Raw genomic sequence first — 21,862 nt, 5'->3', positions numbered from 1 at the left:
CGCGCCACAAATAATCGCCTCACCACTGGTTTTGCTGAAGTTTTGAGCGCTACAATCAAACTTACGCAGCGAATAAAGAGGATTACCCAATGTGGTCAGCCATTAGTCGTCTGTTAAGCGAACACGCCGGTGAAGCTGAAATCACTGAACGTTACGAACTCCCTGGTGGCGATGTGCATCCTGCCTGGCGCCTCCGCTACGGCGATCTCGACGTTTTCGTTAAATGTAATACGCGCGATATGCTCACTCTGTTTAGCTGGGAAGCGGACCAGCTGGGCTTGCTGGCGCGGACACAGACGGTCCGGGTGCCAAAAGTATATGGCGTCGGGAATGACCGCGACAGCAGCTTTTTGCTGCTGGAATATATCCAGCCAGAGGCGCTGAACGAACAGAGCGCCTTCCAGCTTGGCCAGCAGTTGGCTCACCTCCATCAATGGAGCGAGCAACCGCAGTTTGGACTCGATTACGATAACAACATCACCACCTCCCCCCAGCCCAACAGTTGGCTACGACGCTGGTCGGTGTTCTTTGCTGAACAGCGTATTGGCTGGCAACTGCAACTGGCCGCTGAAAAAGGGGTGCAATACGGCAATACCGAATTGATCGTCGATTGCGTGCAACGCGCGCTGGCCAATCATCATCCTCAGCCTTCTCTACTTCACGGCGATTTATGGCCTGCTAACTGCGCGGATAGCAGCAGTGGGCCATGGCTGTTTGACCCCGCCTGCTATTGGGGCGACAGGGAGTGCGATCTCGCGATGTTGAATTACTACGTCGAATTGCCACGCCAGATTTACGAGGGATATCACTCGGTGTGGCCGCTGGCGGAAGGGTTTTCGCAGCGACAGCCCGTGTATCAGCTCTACTATTTGCTCAACCGCGCCAACGTGTTTGCCGGTAACTGGACAAACGCCGCACAATTCGCGATTGACCAGTTGTTAAATGAAGATGCATTGGGACAACGTCAGGCCAGGCCGGCCTGACGCCTTACAGCATGCCCAGTAATTTCAGGACAAAATAACCCGCAATAGCAATCACAATTGGCAGGATATAGAGCGGGAAAATTTGCAGCAAAATAGTATGTCGCGGGACATGGATCTTCTCTTCCAGCTGAGCACGTGTGCGCCCTTCAGCTCCTTTGGCTTGTTCAAGAATCAACTGATCTTCAATACCTTCCTTGATGTGACGCGACTGACGCCACATGCGCGCGCCTGACGCCTGCAGCGCAATGCCGACGAAAATCAGGATGTAGATGACCCAGAAGCCAATATTGGCACCGCCATGAAACTCCGGTACCGGTGAGTTTTGCCAAAACAGGTTCAAAAACGGCGTATTGAACTTGATCATGTCGACCATGACATGGACAAAATCAAGCATCACTGCATCAATGCCCGGCTGCTTTTCACTGTGTTTAAACATGAAGCCGAGAATTGAGATAATGGTGGATAGCAGCGCCGGAATAAAAATTACCCAGCCAGCCACTCGCTTAAGGATGGCGATGCGGCCAGCCTGTTGGTAAGTCATGGTGTCTCCCTTCACATACAATAGTTTTGCCCTAAGTCTACCTGCACTGCGGCTTTTTTTCCTGAAAAATGCGTAACCTGCCGTGAGTCGGATTTCCCGGCTGCGCATGATAAGGTAGGGCAAATTTCAAACGGAGCTGTTGTATGTCTTATCGTCGCCCGGTGTTGGCCGCTATTTTTGATATGGACGGATTGCTGATCGACTCTGAACCCTTGTGGGATCAGGCAGAACTGGATGTGTTTGCGAGTCTGGGTGTGGATATTACCCGCCGCCATGAACTGCCCGATACGCTGGGTTTGCGCATCGATCAAACCGTCCGTATGTGGTTTGAAGCTTTGCCGTGGAACGGCCCGGATCAGGCGGAAGTGACGCAACGTATCATTGCTCGCGCACTGGCATTGGTTGAGGAGACGCGTCCATTACTGCCCGGCGTTGAACCGGCATTGCAACTTTGCCAGCAGCAGGGATTAAAAATCGCCCTCGCCTCTGCCTCACCGCTGTTTATGCTGGAGCGCGTGCTGGAGATGTTCGACCTGCGCAAATACTTCGACGCCATTGCTTCAGCCGAAAGCCTGCCGTACAGCAAACCTCATCCACAGGTCTATCTGGATGCGGCGACGAAGTTGGCGGTGGATCCGCTTAACTGTGTGACTCTGGAAGATTCGTTCAATGGCATGATCGCCACCAAAGCCGCGCGCATGCGTTCGATTGTGGTGCCAGCAGCCGAGTACGCGGATGATTCGCGTTGGGCGCTGGCCAATGTGAAGCTGGCGAGTTTGGCCGAGTTGAAAGCTGAGCATTTGTTCAATTAATTCTGATACACCTGTGCCGGGCCAGGACTCAGCCCCTCCATTCTCGTTGCCCATCTGTGGGCAACGCTTTGCATTGTTCCTGACACCCACTACGCCAATAACTGCGCGTATTTGATCACCCACACAATTAAATAAAACAACGTTTCATTTTTATTGAATTCACATCTCATCCTGCCTAAGATGCCCAAAGACCCGCTTCGGGACACTTCCTTCAACTTTGAGAGGTCTGAGATGGACGTTCGTCAAAGCATTCATACTGAGCATGCAAAAAATCTGGACACCGCCGGCTTACGTCGCGAATTTTTGATCGAGAAAATTTTTGAGGCAGACCATTACACCCTCACTTACAGCCACATTGATCGCATCATCATTGGTGGTGTCATGCCAATCCAGCAGTCGGTGACGATCGGTGAAGAAGTCGGCAAACAACTGGGCGTGAGCTATTTTCTCGAACGCCGCGAACTGGGCGTGATCAATATTGGCGGGCCGGGCTTGATTGACGTCGATGGCAAAACCTGGGAGGTGGGCCATCAGGAGGCGCTGTATGTTGGCCAGGGAGCCAAAAGCGTGGTTTTCCGCAGCAGCAACGCCAACCTTCCAGCGAAGTTTTACTACAACAGCGCACCCGCACATACCCGTTATCCGGATAAAAAGATCACCCTGCAGGATGCAGTCAAAGCCACGTTAGGGGATGCCGCGACCTCAAACCGTCGCACCATTAATAAATTTATTGTGCCGGATGTGTTACCCACCTGCCAGCTCACCATGGGACTCACGCGTCTTGATGACGGCAATCTCTGGAACACCATGCCGTGCCACACCCATGAACGTCGTATGGAAGTGTACTTTTACTTTGATATGGCAGATGACAGCGCCGTTTTCCACATGATGGGCCAGCCGCAGGAAACGCGCCATTTGCTGGTGCACAACGAGCAGGCGGTGATTTCACCAAGCTGGTCAATTCATGCCGGAGTGGGCACACAGCGCTATACCTTTATCTGGGGCATGGTGGGCGAAAATCAGGTGTTCGATGACATGGACCACGTCAGCATCAGCGCGCTGCGCTAACAGGAGCGAAAGATGATCCTTAACGCATTTAATCTTGAAGGCAAAATTGCGCTGGTCACCGGCTGTAATACCGGTTTAGGTCAGGGGATGGCCTTAGGGTTGGCGCAAGCCGGCTGTGACATCATTGGCGTTAATCGTGCCGGTCCTGCCGATACACAGTCTAAAGTTGAAGCCCTGGGGCGCCGCTTTTGGTCGATTCAGGCCGATTTGACTCAGCCGAAAGGGGTGCCGCAGATTGTTGAACAAGCCGTGGCTCAGGCCGGACGTATCGATATTCTGGTGAATAACGCGGGCATCATCCGCCGTGAAGATGCACTCAACTTCAGCGAGCAGGACTGGGACGATGTGATGAACATCAACAGCAAAAGCCTGTTCTTCCTGTCTCAGCAGGTGGCGCGTCAGTTTATCGCTCAGGGCAACGGCGGCAAAATTATTAATATCGCCTCAATGCTCTCCTTTCAGGGCGGCATTCGCGTGCCCTCTTACACTGCGTCGAAAAGCGCGGTGATGGGTTTAACGCGGCTAATGGCAAATGAGTGGGCGAAACACGGCATTAACGTGAATGCCATCGCTCCTGGCTATATGGCGACCAATAATACCGAACAACTGCGTAATGATGAGTCGCGCAACGAAGAGATCCTTGGGCGCATCCCTGCCGGACGCTGGGGTGTTCCGGATGACATGATGGGTCCGATCGTGTTTCTGGCTTCTGACGCTGCAGATTATGTGCACGGCTACACACTGGCCGTCGATGGTGGATGGTTAGCACGCTAACCTGTTCTTTTCCCGCGTCATTATGACGCGGGAAAGCGAAAAATATTAACGCTTCGTTACAGCGTCACCGTTCTATTTCACTGGATAAATCCCTATACTGGATGCATCGACAGTTTTTGCAGCCAGGTTTCATCATGACGGCCGAAGGCCATATCATTTTTGCCATTGCCAGCGCGATTTTTGCTAAGCGTGCGGAGCTGACGCCAGTCATGGCCAGCGCCGACTGGTGGCATCTCGTGCCTGCTGCACTGCTGACCTGTCTGCTGCCTGATATTGACCATCCTAAATCTGTGTTAGGCCAGCGCCTGAAATGGATCTCACAACCCATTGCGCGCGCCTTTGGTCATCGTGGATTTACCCACAGTTTGCTGGCGGTGGCGATAAGCCTGTGGCTATTCCAGATTAACGTTCCGGCGGACTGGTTCCTGCCTGCTGATGTTTTACAGGGGATGACGCTGGGTTATCTCAGTCACATCGTCGCCGACATGTTGACCCCCGCAGGCGTCCCCTTGCTGTGGCCGTGCCGCTGGCGTTTCCGTTTGCCGCTGCTCAATAGCCAGAAAGGCAATCAACTAGAGCGCGCACTTTGTCTCGCATTGGTCGGATATGCATTGTGGTTTCCCGCAGGTATGCCCTCTTTTGGTGCCAACGGTTGGCCCGAGCAACTGTTTAATACGCTGCAAAATGGTGTCGGTCGGCTAGTTAATGGCCAAAGTGGTCAATAACCAGGCAAATCAATCAATAAAGTTATAAACCATTCCTTTTGAGTATAAGCCTGCACTTTCCTGAACTGGTAACATTCCTGACATTCCCTGACGGGAACTTACTGTTTTCCGTGCCAGCCAAACGTGCTGCGCGGCACACCTCTGGAGTCGAGTATGGATTTTCCCCTCATTATTAATATCATCGCCTTCGTTGCGTTGCTGATTCTGTTGAATCGTATTGGCAACCAAAGCTGGAGCCTGTCGAAACGCGTGCTGACTGGCTTAGTGATTGGCGTGCTGTTCGGTCTGGCGCTGCAAACCATTTATGGCGAAAACAGCCCGGTGGTGAAGGATTCAATTAGCTGGTTCAACATTGTCGGCAACGGTTATGTCCAGTTGCTGCAGATGATTGTGATGCCGCTGGTGTTTGCGTCAATCCTGAGCGCTGTCGCGCGCCTGCATAATGCCTCTTCACTCGGCAAGATCAGCGTGCTGACCATTGGCGTATTGCTGTTCACCACCGCGATCTCCGCGTTGGTGGGTGTGATGGTCACCGGGCTGTTTGGCCTGAGCGCAGAAGGTCTGGTGCAGGGTGCGCAGGAAACCGCACGTCTGAGCGCGATCCAGAGCAACTATGTAGGCAAGGTTGCCGATCTCAGCACGCCGCAGCTGCTGCTCTCCTTTATCCCGAAAAATCCGTTTGCCGATATGGCGGGTGCTAACCCCACCTCGATCATCAGCGTGGTGATCTTCGCTGCCTTCCTCGGCGTGGCTGCATTGCAGTTGCTGAAGGATGACAAAGTCAAAGGCGAGCGCGTACTGGTGGCAATTGATACGCTGCAGTCCTGGGTGATGAAACTGGTGCGTTTGATCATGAAGCTGACGCCGTACGGTGTGCTGGCGCTGATGACCAAAGTGGTGGCGGGTTCTAACCTGCAGGACATCATCAAGCTGGGTGGTTTTGTGGTGGCCTCTTATCTCGGTCTGGCGATCATGTTTGGTGTGCACGCCCTGCTGCTGTCAGTGAACGGCATCAACCCGATGCGCTTCTTCCGCAAAGTATGGCCGGTGATCACCTTCGCTTTCACCAGCCGTTCCAGTGCGGCCAGCATTCCGCTGAACGTCGAAACGCAGACGCGCCGTCTTGGTGTGCCCGAATCGATTGCCAGCTTCTCGGCTTCCTTCGGTGCCACCATTGGTCAGAACGGTTGCGCCGGTTTGTACCCGACCATGCTGGCGGTGATGGTTGCGCCAACGGTCGGCATCAACCCGTTTGATCCGATGTGGATTGCGACGCTGGTCGGTATCGTTACGCTGAGCTCAGCCGGTGTTGCCGGTGTCGGCGGCGGTGCCACCTTCGCAGCGCTGATTGTGCTGCCTGCGATGGGCTTACCGGTGACCCTGGTTGCGCTGCTGATTTCCATTGAGCCGCTGATCGACATGGGCCGTACCGCATTGAACGTCAATGGTTCGATGACGGCCGGTTCACTCACCAGCCGCTGGCTCGGTTTGACCGGTAAAAGAGTGCTGGAAAGCGACGAGCACGCTGAACTGGCGCATCGCTAATTCCGACGCAGCAGAACAACGGCAGGCCTCATCGCCTGCTGTTTTTTTATGGCTGAAACTCCGCAATTCCCCCCGATCGTGGCGCTAGCGTCAGGAAAGCGTTAAGCATGGTAAACAGACGAAAAATCAGCCACTTTTCACTTGAGTTTTGTCGTCAGAAGGCTAATTCTGCTATCAGTCATAGCAGGAGAATCACCGATGAAAAACGTTATCGCCTCGGTGCTGGCGTTAACCTTATTAACGCCCGCCATTAGTTTTGCCCACCCTTACGGCTGGGGCCCCGGCCCAAGTCCACATTGGGGGGGTGGCCCACGTTGGGGCGGTCCTGGTCCGCTGCGCTTCTTACCTGAGGCGGCGACAGCGGTGCTGATAGGCGGTCTCACTTATTACATGCTGAATGGCAATTACTACCAGCGTCAGGGCGATACCTACGTGGTGGTTCAGGCGCCTGAAGCGCCGCCAGAAGGCGGGATGCGCGTGCTCGATTTCAACGGAAAACGCTATTACGTGCAGGAAGGTCACTACTATCAGCGTGAGATGGGCGGCAATTATGTTGAAGTGCCACGCCCTTACGGACTGTAAGCGTAAAACGAAAAAAGGCCCGTCATTGACGGGCCTTTTTGCATTCGGCAAGAATTACTGAGCAGCTTGCGGATCGGTATCGTAGTCTTTACAGCTCTGGAAACCGTAGTTCATGACACGGCCCACATCGTTGTAACTGACAAAGTAGGTCTGTGCTTTACCATCACGCTCGCCAATCACGTAAGTCTGGCAAGTACCACGGGCGTGTACCATGGTGATTTCAGTTGATGGAGCACCCGCAATCTGGCGAACCTGATCGCGCGTCATTCCTTTTTTCACATCCTTAACCACCGGCTTAGTCACATAGCTTTCCGCTTTGTCATAAGTCGTACAACCTGACAGAGCTACCAGCGTCACAGCGGCAGCGATACATCCCAGCACTTTATTCATCTTTATATTCCTCATTCTTTGTCCATGTCACACTAAGCCTGGAACATAAATCCAGATTAATCAAATCAATGGCAATGTTTTAGGCAATTTCTGAAACGTTAGTTTTTCGTAAAGTTGCTGTGTTGCCGCTTCACGCTTCGTATAATCCCCCGGCAAAAAAATCTCAAGACATCAAGAAAACAGAGGATCAATGACACCTGCACACTCTAATCGGCTGGTTTACGCCATTACGCTGGGCCTGCTCGCGGCACTTGGACCGCTCTGTATCGACTTGTACTTGCCCGCCTTACCTGAACTGGCGCGCGATCTGCATACCGAAACCGCCACCGCGCAGTTAAGTTTGACCGCAGGATTACTGGGCCTCGGCGCAGGACAATTGCTGTTTGGCCCGATGAGCGACAAGTTTGGCCGTATCCGCCCGTTGTTACTGTCGCTGGTACTGTTATTTATCGCGTCGATTGGCTGCGCGCTGGCAAAAGACATTCACTCTCTGTTGGTAGCGCGTCTGTTTGAAGGTCTGGCGGGCGCAGGCGGTGCGGTATTATCACGCGCTATCGCTCGTGATATGTACAGCGGCCATGAACTGACTCGCTTCTTTGCCCTGCTGATGCTGGTGAATGGCCTTGCGCCAATTGGTGCACCGGTGCTCGGCGGTGTGTTAATGACGGTGCTGAACTGGCGCGGCATTTTTGTAGTGCTCGGTTGTATCGCTGTACTGCTGATCTTCCTTGCGCGCTGGAAACTGCATGAAACGCTGCCCGCCGAACGTCGCAGCCAGGGCTCAATCTTTTCCGCCTGGGCAGCGCTCGGCCAGGTGATCACTCATCGTCCCTTCATGGGCTTCTGCCTGACGCAGGGCTTTATGATGTCCGGCATGTTTGCCTACATTGGCGCTTCCCCGTTTGTATTACAGCAAATCTATGGCCTGTCGCCGCAGGCGTTTAGCTTCTGCTTCGCCGCCAATGGCTTCGGCCTGATTATTGCATCACAAACCAGTGCACGCTTGTGCCCGCTGTGGGGTGAATACCGCGTGCTGAAAGGTGGACTGACGCTGGCATTCGTGGCGTCAGGTTGCTTGCTATTAGCTGGCCTGACCGGTGCACCATTGCCAATCATTCTGCTGGCACTGTTCTTCACCATCGCCAGTAACGGTGTGATTGCCACCACGGGTTCGTCATTGGCGATGCAAAGTCAGGGACACCGTGCAGGCAGCGCCTCGGCGGTGATTGGCGTCACTATGTTCACCTTAGGTGCCATTAGCGTGCCCGTCACCGGTTTGGGCGGCACCTCAGTATTGAGCATGACGGGCACTATCTTTGGCTGCTTTATGCTGGCAATTTTGATGTTCATCCTATTGGCGCAAAAACCGAAAACCGCCTGAAAAGCCTGCAAATAAGTGCGACAACAAGCCATGCGGCTTGTTGTTTGCCAGCGGAGGCGTTAGCTTTAGCAGATGATTCGTATTGTGCCGTCAGGCTACTGACTTGAGGAGAGGTTCATGTCACTGCAGCAGGAAATCATTGAAGCGTTGGGTGTTAAACCCGTTATCGATCCGCAACAGGAAGTCCGCGTCAGCGTCGATTTTCTGAAATCCTACCTGAAAGCCAATCCATTCCTGAAAACCCTGGTGCTCGGCATCAGCGGCGGACAGGACTCCACGCTAACCGGCATTCTGTCACAAACCGCCATTCGCGAGTTACGTGAAGAGACCGGCGACAAAGATTACACCTTTATTGCGGTACGTCTGCCGTATGGCGTGCAGGCCGATGAGCAGGATTGTCAGGATGCGCTGGCGTTTATTCAGCCGGATCGCACCTTGGTCGTGAATATCAAGGAAGCGATTCTCGCCAGCGAGCGCGCGTTGAAAGAGGCGGGCATCGTGGTTTCCGATTTCGTGCGCGGCAACGAAAAAGCGCGTGAGCGTATGAAGGCACAATACAGCATCGCCGGCATGACCAAAGGCGTGGTAGTGGGCACCGACCATGCGGCCGAAGCCGTGACCGGTTTCTTCACCAAATACGGTGACGGCGGCAGCGATATCAACCCGATTTTCCGCCTGCACAAAGGTCAGGGAAAACAGCTGTTAAAAACCCTTGGCTGCCCGGAACACTTGTATCTGAAGCATCCTACTGCCGACCTGGAAGACGATCGTCCTGGCTTGCAGGACGAAGTGGCACTCGGCGTCACCTATCAACAGATTGACGCTTATCTGGAAGGCAAAACCATCGATGCCGCCGCCGCGAAGATCATTGAAGGCTGGTATCTGAAAACCGAACACAAACGTCGTCCGCCGATCACCGTGTTCGACGACTTCTGGAAAAAGTAACCGCTCTACGTTTCCCGCCGCTGTCGCGGGAAACGCCCTCCTCCTGCCGCTGACTGGCGAGAAAAGCATCACGCTGATATACTGGACAGACAACCAGTAATCGGAGTGTGTTTTGGTCAGACGTGCAGCCAGCCACCGCCTCGAATTTGATGCGGCCGCGATTTATCAATATCCCGAACATTTACGCCAATGGCTGGAAGGTTTACCCAATCAGCCTGGCGTTTACACCTTTCACGGTGACAGCGCTAACCTGCCGTTATATATCGGCAAAAGCGTCAACCTGCGCAGTCGGGTGATGTCGCATTTTCGCACCCCGGATGAAGCCAACATGTTGCGTCAGGCGCGACGCGTCACCTGGATCCCCACCGCGGGCGATCTTGGCGCGCAATTGCTGGAAGCGCAGATGATCAAAACGCAGCAGCCGCTGTTTAATAAGCGCCTGCGCAAAAATCGTCAGCTCTGTTCGTTGCAGCTTGGCGATGGCGCTCCACAGGTGGTGTACGCCAAAGATCTCGACTTCTCGTGTTCACCGAATCTCTATGGCTTATTTCGCAGCCGCTTTGCAGCCATGGAAAAACTCAAGACGATTGCCGATGAACAGCGCCTGTGTCATGGATTGCTGGGATTGGAGCGGTTAACGCCGGGACGCGGCTGTTTTCGCGCCGCGCTAAAACGCTGTGCCGGGGCGTGTTGCGGTAACGAATCCTTTGAAGCCCATCAGCAACGTTTGCATCAGGCATTGGAAAAGATGCGCGTGGTGTGCTGGCCGTGGCAAGGCCCGGTTGGCATGGTGGAAGTAGGAACGGCGATGACGCAGATTCACGTTATCGATCACTGGTTCTGGCTGGGATCTGTTGCTACCGAAGCCGAAGCCCGCCAACTGCAGCGCGCACGCCAGGGTTTTGATCATGACGGCTATAAAATTTTGTGCCGCCCGCTACTGTCCGGGGTTTTCCCGCTGATTGAACTTTAAAACAAAACCGCCGACGCTGCCCAAAGCATCAGATGCAGTGGACAACGTCGGCGGTCTCAAACCGATTAGCTAAACGGCTTATTCACCATCAGCCGGCGGTGGCGGCATTTTACCGTCATGCGGGCCTTTCTCTGTCAGACGTTTCTCAAAGTTGGCGTTGTACTGTTTTTTCTGCTCAGGCGTCAGCACGTTGTAAATCTTGTTCTGTGTTTCCATCATGCTCACCGCACGATCTTTCGCGTTGGCGGTCATTTTCTCAGCCTGCGCTTCGGCTTTCGCTTTATCGAAAGTATCTGAAGCGATGATGCTGTGGTTGGCACGACGCTCTTCCAGAGATGGACGTTTCATCTCTTTATGGCTGTCACGCATGATGGTCTTGATCTGCGCTTTCTGCGCATCCGTTAAATTCAGGCCTTTGAACATCATCTCCATACCGTGATGATGCATTGGCGGCTTGTGCATCGGTTTTTCGCTACCTGCTGGCGGTGGTGTCAGATTGTCCGCTGCAGCGTGGACGATGTTGGCAGCACCAAGAGCCATTGCAGTAGCCAGGAACAGGGAAGTGAGTTTACGCATAATATTTGTCCTTACTATTCAGTTTCATGACGACAAGGTGTGTCGCGTCTTCGGAAACAAGCATACGACGCCAAACGTCAACTACTCAGAGTCTGAGTAAAGCCCTGAAAGCATAAAAGACAGTAATCAGGCAATCATGGAGAGAAAGAGAAGAAATGCGTGAGGAATTGCAAAAGAGTATGACAATCAAACGGAAATGCGCAGGAATTAAGGAGGAGTGTAACGGTATTGTCGGATTTGCGGAAGGGAAAAATGGGTGAATTTTCTTCACCCACCTTATTTATAATGTCAGTGCCTGCGTTTGCTCGTTTTCTTCCACCAGCATCAGGCCAGCACGCAGTCCTGCGGCAACATTTGGGTTGGGAAACAGCACATATTCGCGCGCCTGTTGCACGTAATAGCGCGTGTCACCCTCTTCTGCCAGCAACGTGCCCTGCGGGAAGGCGGTAAAGTTCAGGGTCTCTGGCCCCATGTGCAGCACAAACGCGTCGCCGTGGCGGGTAATCTGCTGCGCCACGCGATAGTGGCGGGGTTGTTCCCGCACCTCTGGCAGTGGCTCACCGTACAACAATGCCGCCAGCGCCAGCTGCACGGCCGCAAACTGGCTGAGATCATTTTCACCAAACGGCAGCGCTTTACCCAGCTCCAGCGTGCAACTGGCCGCATCGTGATGTTCACAGCTGTAATGGGTAAAGGTGCCGCCTGGGGAACGATGAAACACCAGCGCTTCCAGCTCAGCCGCCGCCAGCCAGTGCAGGAAATCCTGCGGCCACGGCTGAGGATTCAGCGGCATCACGCCGAAACGCGCATGGTATGAGCCGCGAATTGCGGTATGCAGATCGAGATGCCAGCGCACTTCATGATCGCGACACTCGCGCCAGAACTGTTCCAGCGCCTGCTCCAGCCGCAGCGTGCGTTGAGCTTCAGGCAAATCGGAGACCTTCTGCCAGCGCCCTCCGAACAAACGGTTAATGTCATATTGCTGATAGCGCTTGCCGCTACGTAGCGCATCGGGATTGCCCAATATCACCAGCAAGCGCACCGCTAACGGTTGTTCTCCGCGTAGCAGTGGCGTCAGCAACAGGTTAAGAATCTCAACCGGGGCCGTTTCGTTGCCGTGGACGCCCGCTGACAGTACCAGCGCCTGATGCGTCGGTGCATGGGGGGTCAGGGATAGAATGCCCTCATCATGCCACTGCCACTGTAAATGGGCATTGCTGCCCTGCCGCTGCTGCGGCGGCTTACCTGACAGGGTTTGTTGTAGAAAATCCTGCATGTACACTCCTTTTCAACTCAGAAGCTTCACTTACCCTCTGAGGTTAACGCTGAAATGCGTAGACACTGCCTAAGTCTAGCAGCTGTGTCAGCTCATCCAGCGCGGTGCGTCCTTCACGCAGTAATTGCGGATCGGCCAAATCGGCTTGCGTGAGGCGATCGCGGTAGTGGCGATCCACCCAGCTGTTCAGGGTGTTGAACAGGCGATCATTCATCAATACCGCTGGATTCAGGGCCTGACGCTCTGCTTCATTCAGTACCACGCGCAAACGCAGACAGGCTGGTCCGCCGCCGTTACACATGCTCTCACGCAGATCGAACACCGTGAGTTCGCGAATTGGCCCGCCGCTCTCCACCAGCCCGGTCAAATAGCGCCATACGCCGGCGTGCTGGCGTGACTCTTCTGGCAGCACCAGTCGCATGCCACCTTCAGGATGCTGCAACAGTTGGCTGTTAAACAGATAGGTATTCACCGCGTCGGCTACTGACACTTTATCTCGCGGCACCACAATCGGCTGGAAACCGGGCACCCGCGCAGCCAGCTGTTGTAATAACGCCGGCTGATCGACAAACGCCTCTTCATGGCAGAACAGCACCTGCTGGTTGCTGACGGCGATGACATCGTTGTGGAATACGCCCTGATCGATCACCAGCGGGTTTTGCTGAGCAAACAGCGTGCGATCGTCGTCGAGCTGATGCAGGCGCGCCACCGCGGCACTGGCTTCCCGCGTCTGACGTGCCGGATAGCGTGCCGGTGCAGCACCCTGCTGTTGACCATCACGACCATAAACAAACAGCTGAACACCCGCATCGCCGTAGTCCGCACCAAAGCGGTTATGGTTGGCAGCACCTTCATCGCCAAACAGCGCCACCTGCGGCAAAGCATCATGCACGCTGAAATGTTGCGGATCGCGGAAAATGGCGCGCAGCAAGTCGGCGGTTTCCGGCGCTTCGATGGCACGGTGGAATTTATTGTTGAGGTTAGCCACGGTGAAGTGCACGCGGCCATCGGCGCTATCAGCCGAAGGCGATACAGTGGCGGCATTGGCCACCCACATTGCCGAGGCAGAACTGGCCGCGGACAACAGCTGCGGCGCCTGCTGAGCCGCTTTCGCCAGTACCTGTTCGTCCGAGCCAGCAAAACCGAGCTGGCGCAGTAGCGGGATATTCGGCCGTTCATGCGGCGGGATCACCCCTTGCACGTAGCCCATGTCCGCCAGCGCCTTCATTTTCAACAGGCCCTGCTTTGCGGCCAGGCGCGGGTTTGAAGGCTGCAGCTGATTGCGCGTCGACGCTTCATTACCGAAAGAGAGCCCGGCGTAATGGTGCGTCAGGCCGACCAGTCCATCAAAATTGGCTTCAAACGCTTTCATTATTCAGCTCCTTCCGCGGAGAAATCGAGTCCCGGCGATAAGCTGCCCGGTAAGGCCAGGCTTGGGCTCTCTAAAGATGCCATCGGCCACGCGCAGTAATCCGCAGCATACCAGGCACTGGCGCGATGGTTACCGGACGCACCCACACCGCCAAACGGCGCTGAACTGGCGGCACCGGTTAACGGTTTGTTCCAGTTAACAATGCCGGCACGCGCTTCCAGCAGCAGCTGATCGAACTGCGCACGCTGCGGAGAGATCAAGCCGCAGGACAAACCGTAACGCGTCTGGTTAGCGATACGAATTGCCTGATCATACTCGTCGTAACGGATCACCTGCAGCAGCGGACCAAACACCTCTTCGTCAGGCAGTTTCGCCACGTCGGTCATCTCAATGATGCCTGGAGTGATAATGGCGCTGTCGCGATCCGGCCAGTGCATCGCTAGCAACACCTTACCGCCCAGATCGATACGCTGCTGCCAGGCTGCGTAAATATGTCCGGCGGCGGCAGGTGAAATCACGCTGCCCATAAAGGGTTGCGGTTCAGCATTCCATGCACCAGGTTGCAGACGTCCGGCCACTTCCACCAAACGCTGCAGGAAGGCATCGCCTGCTGCTCCGCTTTTCACCAGCAGACGACGTGCACAGGTGCAGCGCTGCCCGGCGGTAATAAAGGCAGACTGAATCGCGATGTGTACTGCACCATCAAGGTCTGAAGGATCTTCAACAATCAGCGCATTGTTACCCCCCATCTCCAGCGCCAGCATTTTCTCAGGCTGACCGGCAAACTGGCGATGCAGGTGATAGCCTGTTGCGGCGCTGCCGGTAAACAGCAGACCATCGATTTGTGGCTCATGCGCCAGTGTCTGCCCGGTTTCGCGCGCGCCCTGCAACAGCGCTATCACGCCCGCTGGCAGTCCCGCCTGCTCCCACAGTTCAACGGTTTTTTCCGCTGTCATCGGCGTGAGTTCACTTGGCTTAAATACCACACAGTTACCCGCCAACAGCGCAGGAACGATATGACCGTTCGGCAGATGACCAGGGAAATTGTAAGGACCAAACACGGCAAGCACGCCATGCGGGCGATGGCGTAGCGAACTTTCGCCGTCGGCCTGCTCTCCGGTACGCGTGTGGTAGGCTTTCACCGAGATGGCGATTTTGTTGATCATTGCCTGCACTTCGGTCAGGGTTTCCCAGCGCGGCTTACCGGTTTCTTTGGCGATGGTCTCTGCCAGTGCAGTTTTGTGGCTCTCGAGTAATGCGGCGAAGGCTTCCACTACCGCCTGACGCTCCGCAAACGGCTTGCGTGCCCACGCGGGAAAGGCCGCGCGTGCCGCTTCACAAGCCGCCGCCACTTGCGCACCTGTCGCTGCCCGACCCTGCCACAATGTTTCACCGTTCACCGGGTTTTGTTTGGTTAACGCTTCCGCGCCGCCTGTCAGCCATTGACCATTAATGAAGTGCGTCATGCTTTTTTCTCCTCGCGGCACAGCGTGACCACACGCAATGCATCGCCATAATCGCAGCGCAACGCCGTGCGCTGATGTTCATTGATGCGGACTTTTCCGCTCGCCATATCGACAGGCAGCAGCGCCACACGGAAATGCTGGTAATCACCGTTGGCGACCAGACACAGCGGCCAGCTTTCGTCCGCTTCCCCGGCTTCGGCCTGAAGCAAATGGCTTTTACGAATGGCGCGAATGCGATCAATCTCGCACTCCAGCGTTGGGCCGCCGTCGAAGATGTCGACGTAATTGAGATAACGAAACCCTTCGGCTTCCAGTACGGCGCGCGCGGGGGCCGTTTTCGGATGCACTTCACCAATCACCTTCTGCGCCGCTTCGCTGAGATAGTGGATATACAGCGGATGCTTTGGCATCAGCTCGGCAATAAAGGCTTTCTGCCCGGTGCCGCTGAGGAAATCGGCCTCACGAAACTCCATGGAGAAGAAACGGCTACCGACGCTGTCCCAGAACGGGGAATGACCGGTGTCATCGCTGACTCCGCGCATCTCCGCCACCACATGCTTCATAAAGCGGTCGCGGAAATTTGCCATAAACAGGAAACGGGATTTCGACAGCAGATGGCCATTTTTGCCATCACGATAATCAGGATCGAGGAACAACGTGCACAGCTCGCTGCTGCCGGTGTGATCGTTACTTAACGACAGTGTTGGCAAGCTGGCATAAACGTTTAACTCTTTCGAAGCGTGCACCTGGGTGCCCACACGGAAGTTGTACCACGGGTCTTGCAGGCCCACGGCCACCTCAATGGCACAGATGCCGACAGCGCGATTGTCTTCGCTGTCGGCCAGCACAAATACATAGCCTTGTTCAGCACGCGATAGCGCGCCCTGCCAGGTGAGCAGAGAACGCTCGATTCGCGCTTTCAGTGTATCGCTATCGGCGGGCAGCGAAGTTAAGCCGCCCCCGGTTTTGCCCGCCAGCGACAGCAACTGCGCAAGGTCGTCACGTTCGACGGGGCGAATCACCATCATGATGCAGCTCCTGTGAGCACACGAGCGCAGGCACGTTCAAAGCGCGCCAGTCCCTCTTTCACTTCCGCTTCGCTGATATTCAGCGCTGGCGCGAAACGCACCACGTTAGCACCGGCAATCAGCACCATGACACCTTCTTCAGCCGCCGCCAGGTTGAATTGCTTCGCTTTCCCGGCAAAATCTTCATTCAGCACGGCTCCAATCAACAGCCCAAGACCACGAACTTCTTTAAAAATCGGCAGGCGCTGATTCATCTCCTGCAAAGCATCGACAAACCACTGGTGGCGCTGCGCCACGCCCGCCATAAAATCGGGTTGGTTTATCAACTCCATCACTTTACCGGCGACGGCACCCGCCAGTGGGTTACCGCCGTAGGTGGTGCCATGGGTACCCACGCCCATCACCAGCGCCAGATCTTCGCGCGTCAGCATCGCGCCAACCGGGAAGCCGCCACCGAGCGCTTTGGCGGTGGTCAGGACGTCCGGCGTCACGCCATAATGCATGTAAGCATACAGCGAGCCGGTACGACCCACGCCGCTCTGTACTTCATCGAATATCAGGGTCGCCTGATGTTTATCGCACAGTTCACGCAGGCCGCGCAGGAAAGCAGGATCGGCAGGCAAGACACCGCCTTCGCCCTGAATCGGTTCAACAATCACGGCACAGGTCTGGTCATTGATCAGTGCTGCCGCAGAGGCGAGGTCGTTGAAGTTGGCGTGCTGAATCGCCGGAGGCAGCGGTGCAAAATCACGTGAGTAAGCCGGTTGTCCACCCGCTGAAACAGTAAACAGCGTGCGTCCGTGGAAAGCATTATTGAAGGCTACAATGCCGTTTTTCTCTGCGCCAAAACGATCGTGCGCCACTTTACGGGCCAGCTTCAGTGCAGCCTCATTAGCTTCCGCCCCGGAGTTACAGAAGAACACGCGATCGGCGAAGGTGGCGTCAATCAGCTGTTTAGCCAGACGTAAAATAGGTTCGTTAGTATAGCCATTGCCGGTGTGCCACAGCTTACTCGCCTGCTCGGTCAGTGCCTGTTGCAAAGCCGGGTGTGCATGTCCCAAAGCATTCACCGCGATGCCGCCTGCAAAGTCGATGTAATCCTTACCTTGCTGATCCCAAAGGGTTGAGCCTTCAGCACGCACCGGTACGAAAGCCGCGGGGGCGTATACCGGCATCATCCATTGATCAAAATCGTGACGTGAAACCTGCAGTGACATAGCCATTTCTCCTGCTCCACCTGAGTGAGCTATTGTTTTAAAATTGTTAAAATCTGATGTGTCGCAGCACTACTGTAGAGTGCAGTAAGCGTGCCAGCTAGCGGAAAAAATGCATAAACGGGTTTGGGTAACGCAATATCAATGAGTTACACCAGATCACTATTCACATAAAATGCATAAAAAGTGAATATCAGTCTGATGAAGATGGGAGAGCAGCAATTTATTTAGCAGATTTATGCATTCACAAAATGAAATAGCGCTTTTGTGATCGCACAGGGAATATTTCGCCAAAATGTCGCGGCTGTCGCCCTGTTTTAGGGCAATTTGTGCATTTATGGTGCGCAAGTGTGCAGGAAGTGTGCAGCCAAATGGGAAAGTAAAGGCAGGGCCGATTCGCCGCTGATTAACAATCTCGTTGCATATTTGGCTGTATTTTGAACAGCCATTTAATTAAACGTGAGTTAAACGATATTTAGTGACTAAGGTTATTATCAGAACAAAAATAAAAGGATACAAACACATTAACCAGATAATTACCATGCTAATGATTAGGTGGTTTTCTATATTTGTTATTGAACAATAATGCATAGGCTTGTGCTATTTAACCCTCAAGTAAAAGCGGTGATTTACTTTTCTTTAATTTCACTAAAAACCAATAAAAACAATGCTATATGTATTTATATTGGTCAAATGAATGACGGAATTGAGATAAGTTTCTCCAATATAAAATCCCATATAATGGAAGTTAAGATTAAAAATCACACAAAAAGCCAATTAGAAATATTTAGTTACATATATTGCACTGTTGATCTTGAACCTTTTGTGTCATTTTCTTTTCACCCCGACTACGGGGACACAATTAAAAAATATCACAGGGTAAATTATAAATGATGAAGCGCTCCTTACTGGCAGCAGTGATGCCTTTACTGCTGGGACTTTCTTCGGCTCAGGCCGCCGAAATCTATAACAAAGATGGCAACAAACTGGACCTGACCGGCAAAATCAACGTTTCGCATCTGTTTTCGGATAATGACAGCCAGAACGGTGAAGTCTCTTCCTATGCCCGTCTGGGCTTTAAAGGCGAAACCAAAATTAATGACCAACTGACCGGTTACGGCCAGTGGCAATATCAATACAGCCTGAGCAACTCAGAAGGCAGCGATGCTAACACGGGTAACAAAACCCGACTTGGCTTTGCAGGTCTGAAAATCGCGCAGTTCGGTTCAATCGACTACGGCCGCAACTACGGTCTGGTGTATGACGTTCTGGGTTACACCGATATGCTGCCATACTTTGGTGGTGATTCCGGTTACACCGATGCCTTCCTGTCAGGCCGTTCTACCGGTGTGCTGACCTGGCGTAACAAAGATTTCTTCGGTCTGGTGAAAGGCTGGAACTTTGCCGCGCAGTACGAAGGCAAAAACGAGCGCTCTGATAGCGCGACTGCCAGCAACCTGGCGGTACGTCGTTCGAATGGCGACGGCTTTGCGCTGTCAACCTCTTATGACTTCGATTTCGGCCTGAGCCTTGTCGGTGCTTACGCTAATCTGGATCGTGTCACTGCACAGAACACCGCGACCTACGGCCGTGGCGATAAAGCGCAGAGCTGGGCAGCCGGTCTGAAATATGATGCTAACCAGATTTACCTGGCGACCATCTATGGCGAAACGCAGAATGCAACGCCGATCGGTAACAACGGTTTCGCTAACAAAGCGGTTAACTTTGAAGCCGTTGCACAGTATCAGTTCCTGAACGGCCTGCGTCCTTCACTGGGCTATGTGTCTTCTCGCGCGAAAGATGTTGAGAACAACGTGGGCGATACCGATCTGTTCAAATACGTTGCCGTTGGCGTGACTTACTACTTCAACAAGAACATGTCTGCTTATGCAGAATATAAAATCAACCTGTTGAAAGATAATAACGCGTTGAACATCAACACTGACGACGTAACTGCTGTTGGTCTGGTGTATCAGTTCTAAGAGAGTATCCCTCATTGCATACCGGCTAGTGTCGGCTGGGTATGAGCCAGGGGCAGCGTAAGCTGCCCTTTTTTGTTGTCGTTATACAGGTACTCAATCGTGATTGAGGACGCGATAACTGACTGTTTCCGTTATTACTCTTCATGATTTTACACTCATGGAGACAACGCTAATGAATCGATTTTGTATTTGTGCACTTATGCTGATGATGTGTGCGTCGCTTGCACAGGCCGCAACGGGTTTTCGTCAGATAACACTTGATAGTCAAGGCAATCGTCCGCTCAATGTTGCGTTTTGGTATCCCACTGCCGCCACGGGCGTCTTTGAAGATGTGGGTGAGAACCCCGTGTTCTATGGTGAGCCGATGTTACGCAATGCAACGCCTCGTCCAGGACAGCATCCTTTAGTCCTTCTGTCTCACGGCTATGGCGGTAGCTGGCGTAACCTCAACTGGTTGGCGCATGCACTCACTGTGCAGGGATACATCGTCGCTGCCCCCAATCATCCCGGTACAACAACTGAGAATCACGATCCTGCTACTGCCCGGAAACTTTGGCTGCGTCCAGATGATATCAGCCGGGTACTGGATCGGTTATTGGCAGACGAACACCTGGCAGGAAAGGTCGATTCGTTGCGCATCGCCGCAATCGGCCACTCACTCGGAGGGTGGACAGTAATGGAGTTAATCGGTGCCCGGTTTTCGTCGAACAGATTTGTTCAGGATTGTCAGAACCACGCGCAACTAGCAGACTGTCAATTGATTGAAACGTTGGGTATCAGCAATACAAATACCGCTTCTTTATTAGATGCTCAATTACGTAATCCACGTATTAAAGCGGCCGTATCGCTTGACCTTGGTCTGGCGCGCGGATTCACACCTGAGAGCCTGGCAAGGGTTTCTGTGCCAGTGCTGGTGTTATCCGCAGAACAAGACAGTGTTGAACTTCCCGCCTCACTGGTATCCGGCTATCTGGCGCAGTATCTTCCGCCGCAACAGACATCGTTTTCACGTATAAGAGGCGCAACCCACTTTAGTTTTATGCAGCGCTGTAAACCACATGGTGCTGAGTTAATCGAACAATCTTCCCCTGGTGAGGGCTTCGTTTGCCGGGATCAAGGCAGCCTCACCCGCGCCGATATTCATCAGGAGTTAATCGCCCGTATCACTCGCTTTCTGACAGCGGCATTGAACTCGCCTGCTGACGAAATGCACTCGGCGTCTGTCCGCTAATGCGTAAAAACTCGCGATTGAAATTTGATTTAGTGGTGAATCCTGACGCCAGCATCACCTCCGTAACCGGCAGTGAACTGCTTCGAAGCAACTGCTGCGCATGAGCGATGCGAAAACCATTTATCCACTGAGAAACATTGCAGTGGTAAGTCGCATTGATCGCACGTGTGATATGACGCGAGGGAATACCGGATTTGCGTGCTAACAGATTCAACGTGAGTTGTGTATTAAGGAACAGGTCATCCTGCCGCAGTCGATTTTCCAGTTGCAGGCACAAGGCTGCCTGCTCAGGCGTCTGCAACGGAGAAGAATCGGGCAGTACTGTCTCAATACTCACTTCCCGGGGGCGGGTCCGTGCTGCAAGTACAATCGCCAGACTAAGCAAAGGCAGCATTAAACTTTGCAGTATCGCGATGATTTGCGGCACAAGCTTGCCCTGATGCAAAGTGAATTCGAGCGCCACCAGCAAATCTGTCATACCAGAGAAGCAAAGAAAAACACCGGCGGTAAGAGCCATTCTTGCCGCCAGCCCGACTTCACCAATGCGCGCATCGCTAAATCGATCCCCACCGCCTAAGCCCATAAGAATCAATGTCGCCCCGTATCCGATATAAAGCACAAATAGCGCGCTATCAATGGCTTCTGGCCAGCACTGCATAATGATGATGGCCAGCGCGGGCGGGACGATTTTCCAGCGTGAATATTGATGAGTCGTATGCGGGCTGAAACAGTGCCAGGCCAGCGCCGGGATTAGCGTTGCTAATAACACGCGCAAAGCAATGAGTGGTGTTGACGGCCAGATCCAACGTAATGCTCCGACCGCCAGTAACAGTGAGCAGACGACCAGAAATAGCAGCGTGGTTTGGTGGCGTTGCTTATCGTTCGCCGCTAAGGTCACGATTAAAATTAGCAGCACCAGTAGCGTAACCAGCGGAACCGGAATTGAAGGCATGTAGTAAGAATCCATTCTTGACAATAAGCCGCTATATTACCAGGTT

21 protein-coding genes are annotated in these 21,862 nt (G+C 53.7%); 12 read left to right on the top strand and 9 right to left on the bottom strand.

Annotated elements, in window-relative coordinates:
• The first annotated feature begins 89 nt into the window (after positions 1-89).
• Entirely contained in the window at positions 90-983 is an 894-nt protein-coding gene (locus CRO33_RS19275) for a fructosamine kinase family protein (protein ID WP_097119259.1), read from the top strand.
• Between the two features lie 4 nt (positions 984-987).
• Here the strand turns inward: CRO33_RS19275 and CRO33_RS19270 are convergent, their stop codons facing one another.
• Complete coding sequence (locus tag CRO33_RS19270; protein ID WP_034821741.1) at positions 988-1,524, bottom strand: YniB family protein; 537 nt, start codon at positions 1,522-1,524, stop codon at positions 988-990.
• 143 nt (positions 1,525-1,667) lie between these two features.
• Here CRO33_RS19270 and hxpB point away from each other — a divergent pair, with 143 nt between their 5' ends.
• The 6 genes from hxpB (at position 1,668) to CRO33_RS19240 (ending at position 7,030) form a co-directional block, all read left to right on the top strand.
• Positions 1,668-2,336, top strand: a complete 669-nt coding sequence (hxpB, locus tag CRO33_RS19265; protein WP_097119258.1) for a hexitol phosphatase HxpB — start codon at positions 1,668-1,670, stop codon at positions 2,334-2,336.
• 231 nt (positions 2,337-2,567) lie between these two features.
• Positions 2,568-3,404: a 5-dehydro-4-deoxy-D-glucuronate isomerase gene (gene kduI / locus CRO33_RS19260; RefSeq protein WP_034821747.1), complete on the top strand. Its 837-nt coding sequence runs from the start codon at positions 2,568-2,570 to the stop codon at positions 3,402-3,404.
• A gap of 12 nt (positions 3,405-3,416) precedes the next feature.
• The gene (gene kduD / locus CRO33_RS19255; protein WP_097119257.1) at positions 3,417-4,178 is read left to right on the top strand and encodes a 2-dehydro-3-deoxy-D-gluconate 5-dehydrogenase KduD; all 762 of its coding nucleotides are present in this window, start codon (positions 3,417-3,419) and stop codon (positions 4,176-4,178) included.
• Positions 4,179-4,312: 134 nt separating this feature from the next.
• Complete coding sequence (locus tag CRO33_RS19250) at positions 4,313-4,903, top strand: metal-dependent hydrolase (RefSeq protein WP_058959772.1); 591 nt, start codon at positions 4,313-4,315, stop codon at positions 4,901-4,903.
• A 153-nt stretch (positions 4,904-5,056) separates the two neighbouring features.
• A complete protein-coding gene (locus CRO33_RS19245) occupies positions 5,057-6,448 on the top strand; it encodes an L-cystine transporter (protein ID WP_097119256.1) in 1,392 nt (463 codons plus the stop codon).
• A 198-nt stretch (positions 6,449-6,646) separates the two neighbouring features.
• Entirely contained in the window at positions 6,647-7,030 is a 384-nt protein-coding gene (locus tag CRO33_RS19240; RefSeq protein ID WP_097119255.1) for a DUF6515 family protein, read from the top strand.
• Positions 7,031-7,084: 54 nt separating this feature from the next.
• Here CRO33_RS19240 and osmE read toward each other — a convergent pair whose 3' ends face one another.
• Positions 7,085-7,420, bottom strand: a complete 336-nt coding sequence (osmE, locus tag CRO33_RS19235; RefSeq protein ID WP_034821760.1) for an osmotically-inducible lipoprotein OsmE — start codon at positions 7,418-7,420, stop codon at positions 7,085-7,087.
• A gap of 190 nt (positions 7,421-7,610) precedes the next feature.
• Between osmE and CRO33_RS19230 the strand changes: the two genes are divergently transcribed.
• The 3 genes from CRO33_RS19230 to cho all read left to right on the top strand — a co-directional run bounded on the left by CRO33_RS19230 (position 7,611) and on the right by cho (position 10,719).
• Positions 7,611-8,801, top strand: a complete 1,191-nt coding sequence (locus CRO33_RS19230; protein ID WP_097119254.1) for a multidrug effflux MFS transporter — start codon at positions 7,611-7,613, stop codon at positions 8,799-8,801.
• A 117-nt stretch (positions 8,802-8,918) separates the two neighbouring features.
• Positions 8,919-9,746: an ammonia-dependent NAD(+) synthetase gene (gene nadE, locus CRO33_RS19225; protein ID WP_058959728.1), complete on the top strand. Its 828-nt coding sequence runs from the start codon at positions 8,919-8,921 to the stop codon at positions 9,744-9,746.
• A 112-nt stretch (positions 9,747-9,858) separates the two neighbouring features.
• Entirely contained in the window at positions 9,859-10,719 is an 861-nt protein-coding gene (cho, locus tag CRO33_RS19220) for an excinuclease Cho (RefSeq protein ID WP_097119253.1), read from the top strand.
• A gap of 78 nt (positions 10,720-10,797) precedes the next feature.
• Here the strand turns inward: cho and spy are convergent, their stop codons facing one another.
• The 6 genes from spy to CRO33_RS19190 all read right to left on the bottom strand — a co-directional run bounded on the left by spy (position 10,798) and on the right by CRO33_RS19190 (position 17,654).
• Positions 10,798-11,295 carry an ATP-independent periplasmic protein-refolding chaperone Spy gene (gene spy, locus CRO33_RS19215; protein ID WP_034821771.1) on the bottom strand — a complete coding sequence of 166 codons (498 nt, stop codon included), beginning with the start codon at positions 11,293-11,295 and terminating at the stop codon, positions 10,798-10,800.
• A 280-nt stretch (positions 11,296-11,575) separates the two neighbouring features.
• The gene (astE, locus tag CRO33_RS19210) at positions 11,576-12,571 is read right to left on the bottom strand and encodes a succinylglutamate desuccinylase (protein WP_045813955.1); all 996 of its coding nucleotides are present in this window, start codon (positions 12,569-12,571) and stop codon (positions 11,576-11,578) included.
• 43 nt (positions 12,572-12,614) lie between these two features.
• Positions 12,615-13,943: an N-succinylarginine dihydrolase gene (astB, locus tag CRO33_RS19205; RefSeq protein WP_097119252.1), complete on the bottom strand. Its 1,329-nt coding sequence runs from the start codon at positions 13,941-13,943 to the stop codon at positions 12,615-12,617.
• Positions 13,943-15,409, bottom strand: coding sequence for a succinylglutamate-semialdehyde dehydrogenase (gene astD, locus CRO33_RS19200; protein ID WP_097119251.1), 1,467 nt, complete (start codon positions 15,407-15,409; stop codon positions 13,943-13,945). The genes astB and astD overlap by 1 nt, the downstream gene beginning before the upstream one ends.
• The gene (gene astA / locus CRO33_RS19195) at positions 15,406-16,437 is read right to left on the bottom strand and encodes an arginine N-succinyltransferase (RefSeq protein ID WP_097119250.1); all 1,032 of its coding nucleotides are present in this window, start codon (positions 16,435-16,437) and stop codon (positions 15,406-15,408) included. Before astA ends, astD begins: the two co-directional genes overlap by 4 nt.
• A complete protein-coding gene (locus CRO33_RS19190) occupies positions 16,434-17,654 on the bottom strand; it encodes an aspartate aminotransferase family protein (protein ID WP_097119249.1) in 1,221 nt (406 codons plus the stop codon). Before CRO33_RS19190 ends, astA begins: the two co-directional genes overlap by 4 nt.
• 887 nt (positions 17,655-18,541) lie before the next feature.
• Here CRO33_RS19190 and CRO33_RS19180 point away from each other — a divergent pair.
• Complete coding sequence (locus CRO33_RS19180) at positions 18,542-19,633, top strand: porin (protein WP_097119247.1); 1,092 nt, start codon at positions 18,542-18,544, stop codon at positions 19,631-19,633.
• A 172-nt stretch (positions 19,634-19,805) separates the two neighbouring features.
• Entirely contained in the window at positions 19,806-20,864 is a 1,059-nt protein-coding gene (locus CRO33_RS19175) for an alpha/beta hydrolase family protein (RefSeq protein WP_097119246.1), read from the top strand.
• On the opposite strand, the gene CRO33_RS19170 is transcribed toward CRO33_RS19175, so the two are convergent.
• Positions 20,797-21,816 (bottom strand): helix-turn-helix domain-containing protein, encoded by a 1,020-nt coding sequence (locus CRO33_RS19170; RefSeq protein ID WP_176505796.1) that lies wholly within the window; start codon positions 21,814-21,816, stop codon positions 20,797-20,799. The two genes, CRO33_RS19175 and CRO33_RS19170, sit on opposite strands and share 68 nt — an antisense overlap.
• Between the last annotated feature and the right edge of the window lie 46 nt (positions 21,817-21,862).

Origin of the sequence: Pantoea sp. GL120224-02, from assembly GCF_900215395.1 — a bacterium.
In the GTDB taxonomy this organism is placed as follows: domain Bacteria; phylum Pseudomonadota; class Gammaproteobacteria; order Enterobacterales; family Enterobacteriaceae; genus Pantoea; species Pantoea communis.
The sequence above is the reverse complement of the archived record's forward strand: the minus strand, read 5'-3'. Positions and strand labels throughout refer to the sequence as shown.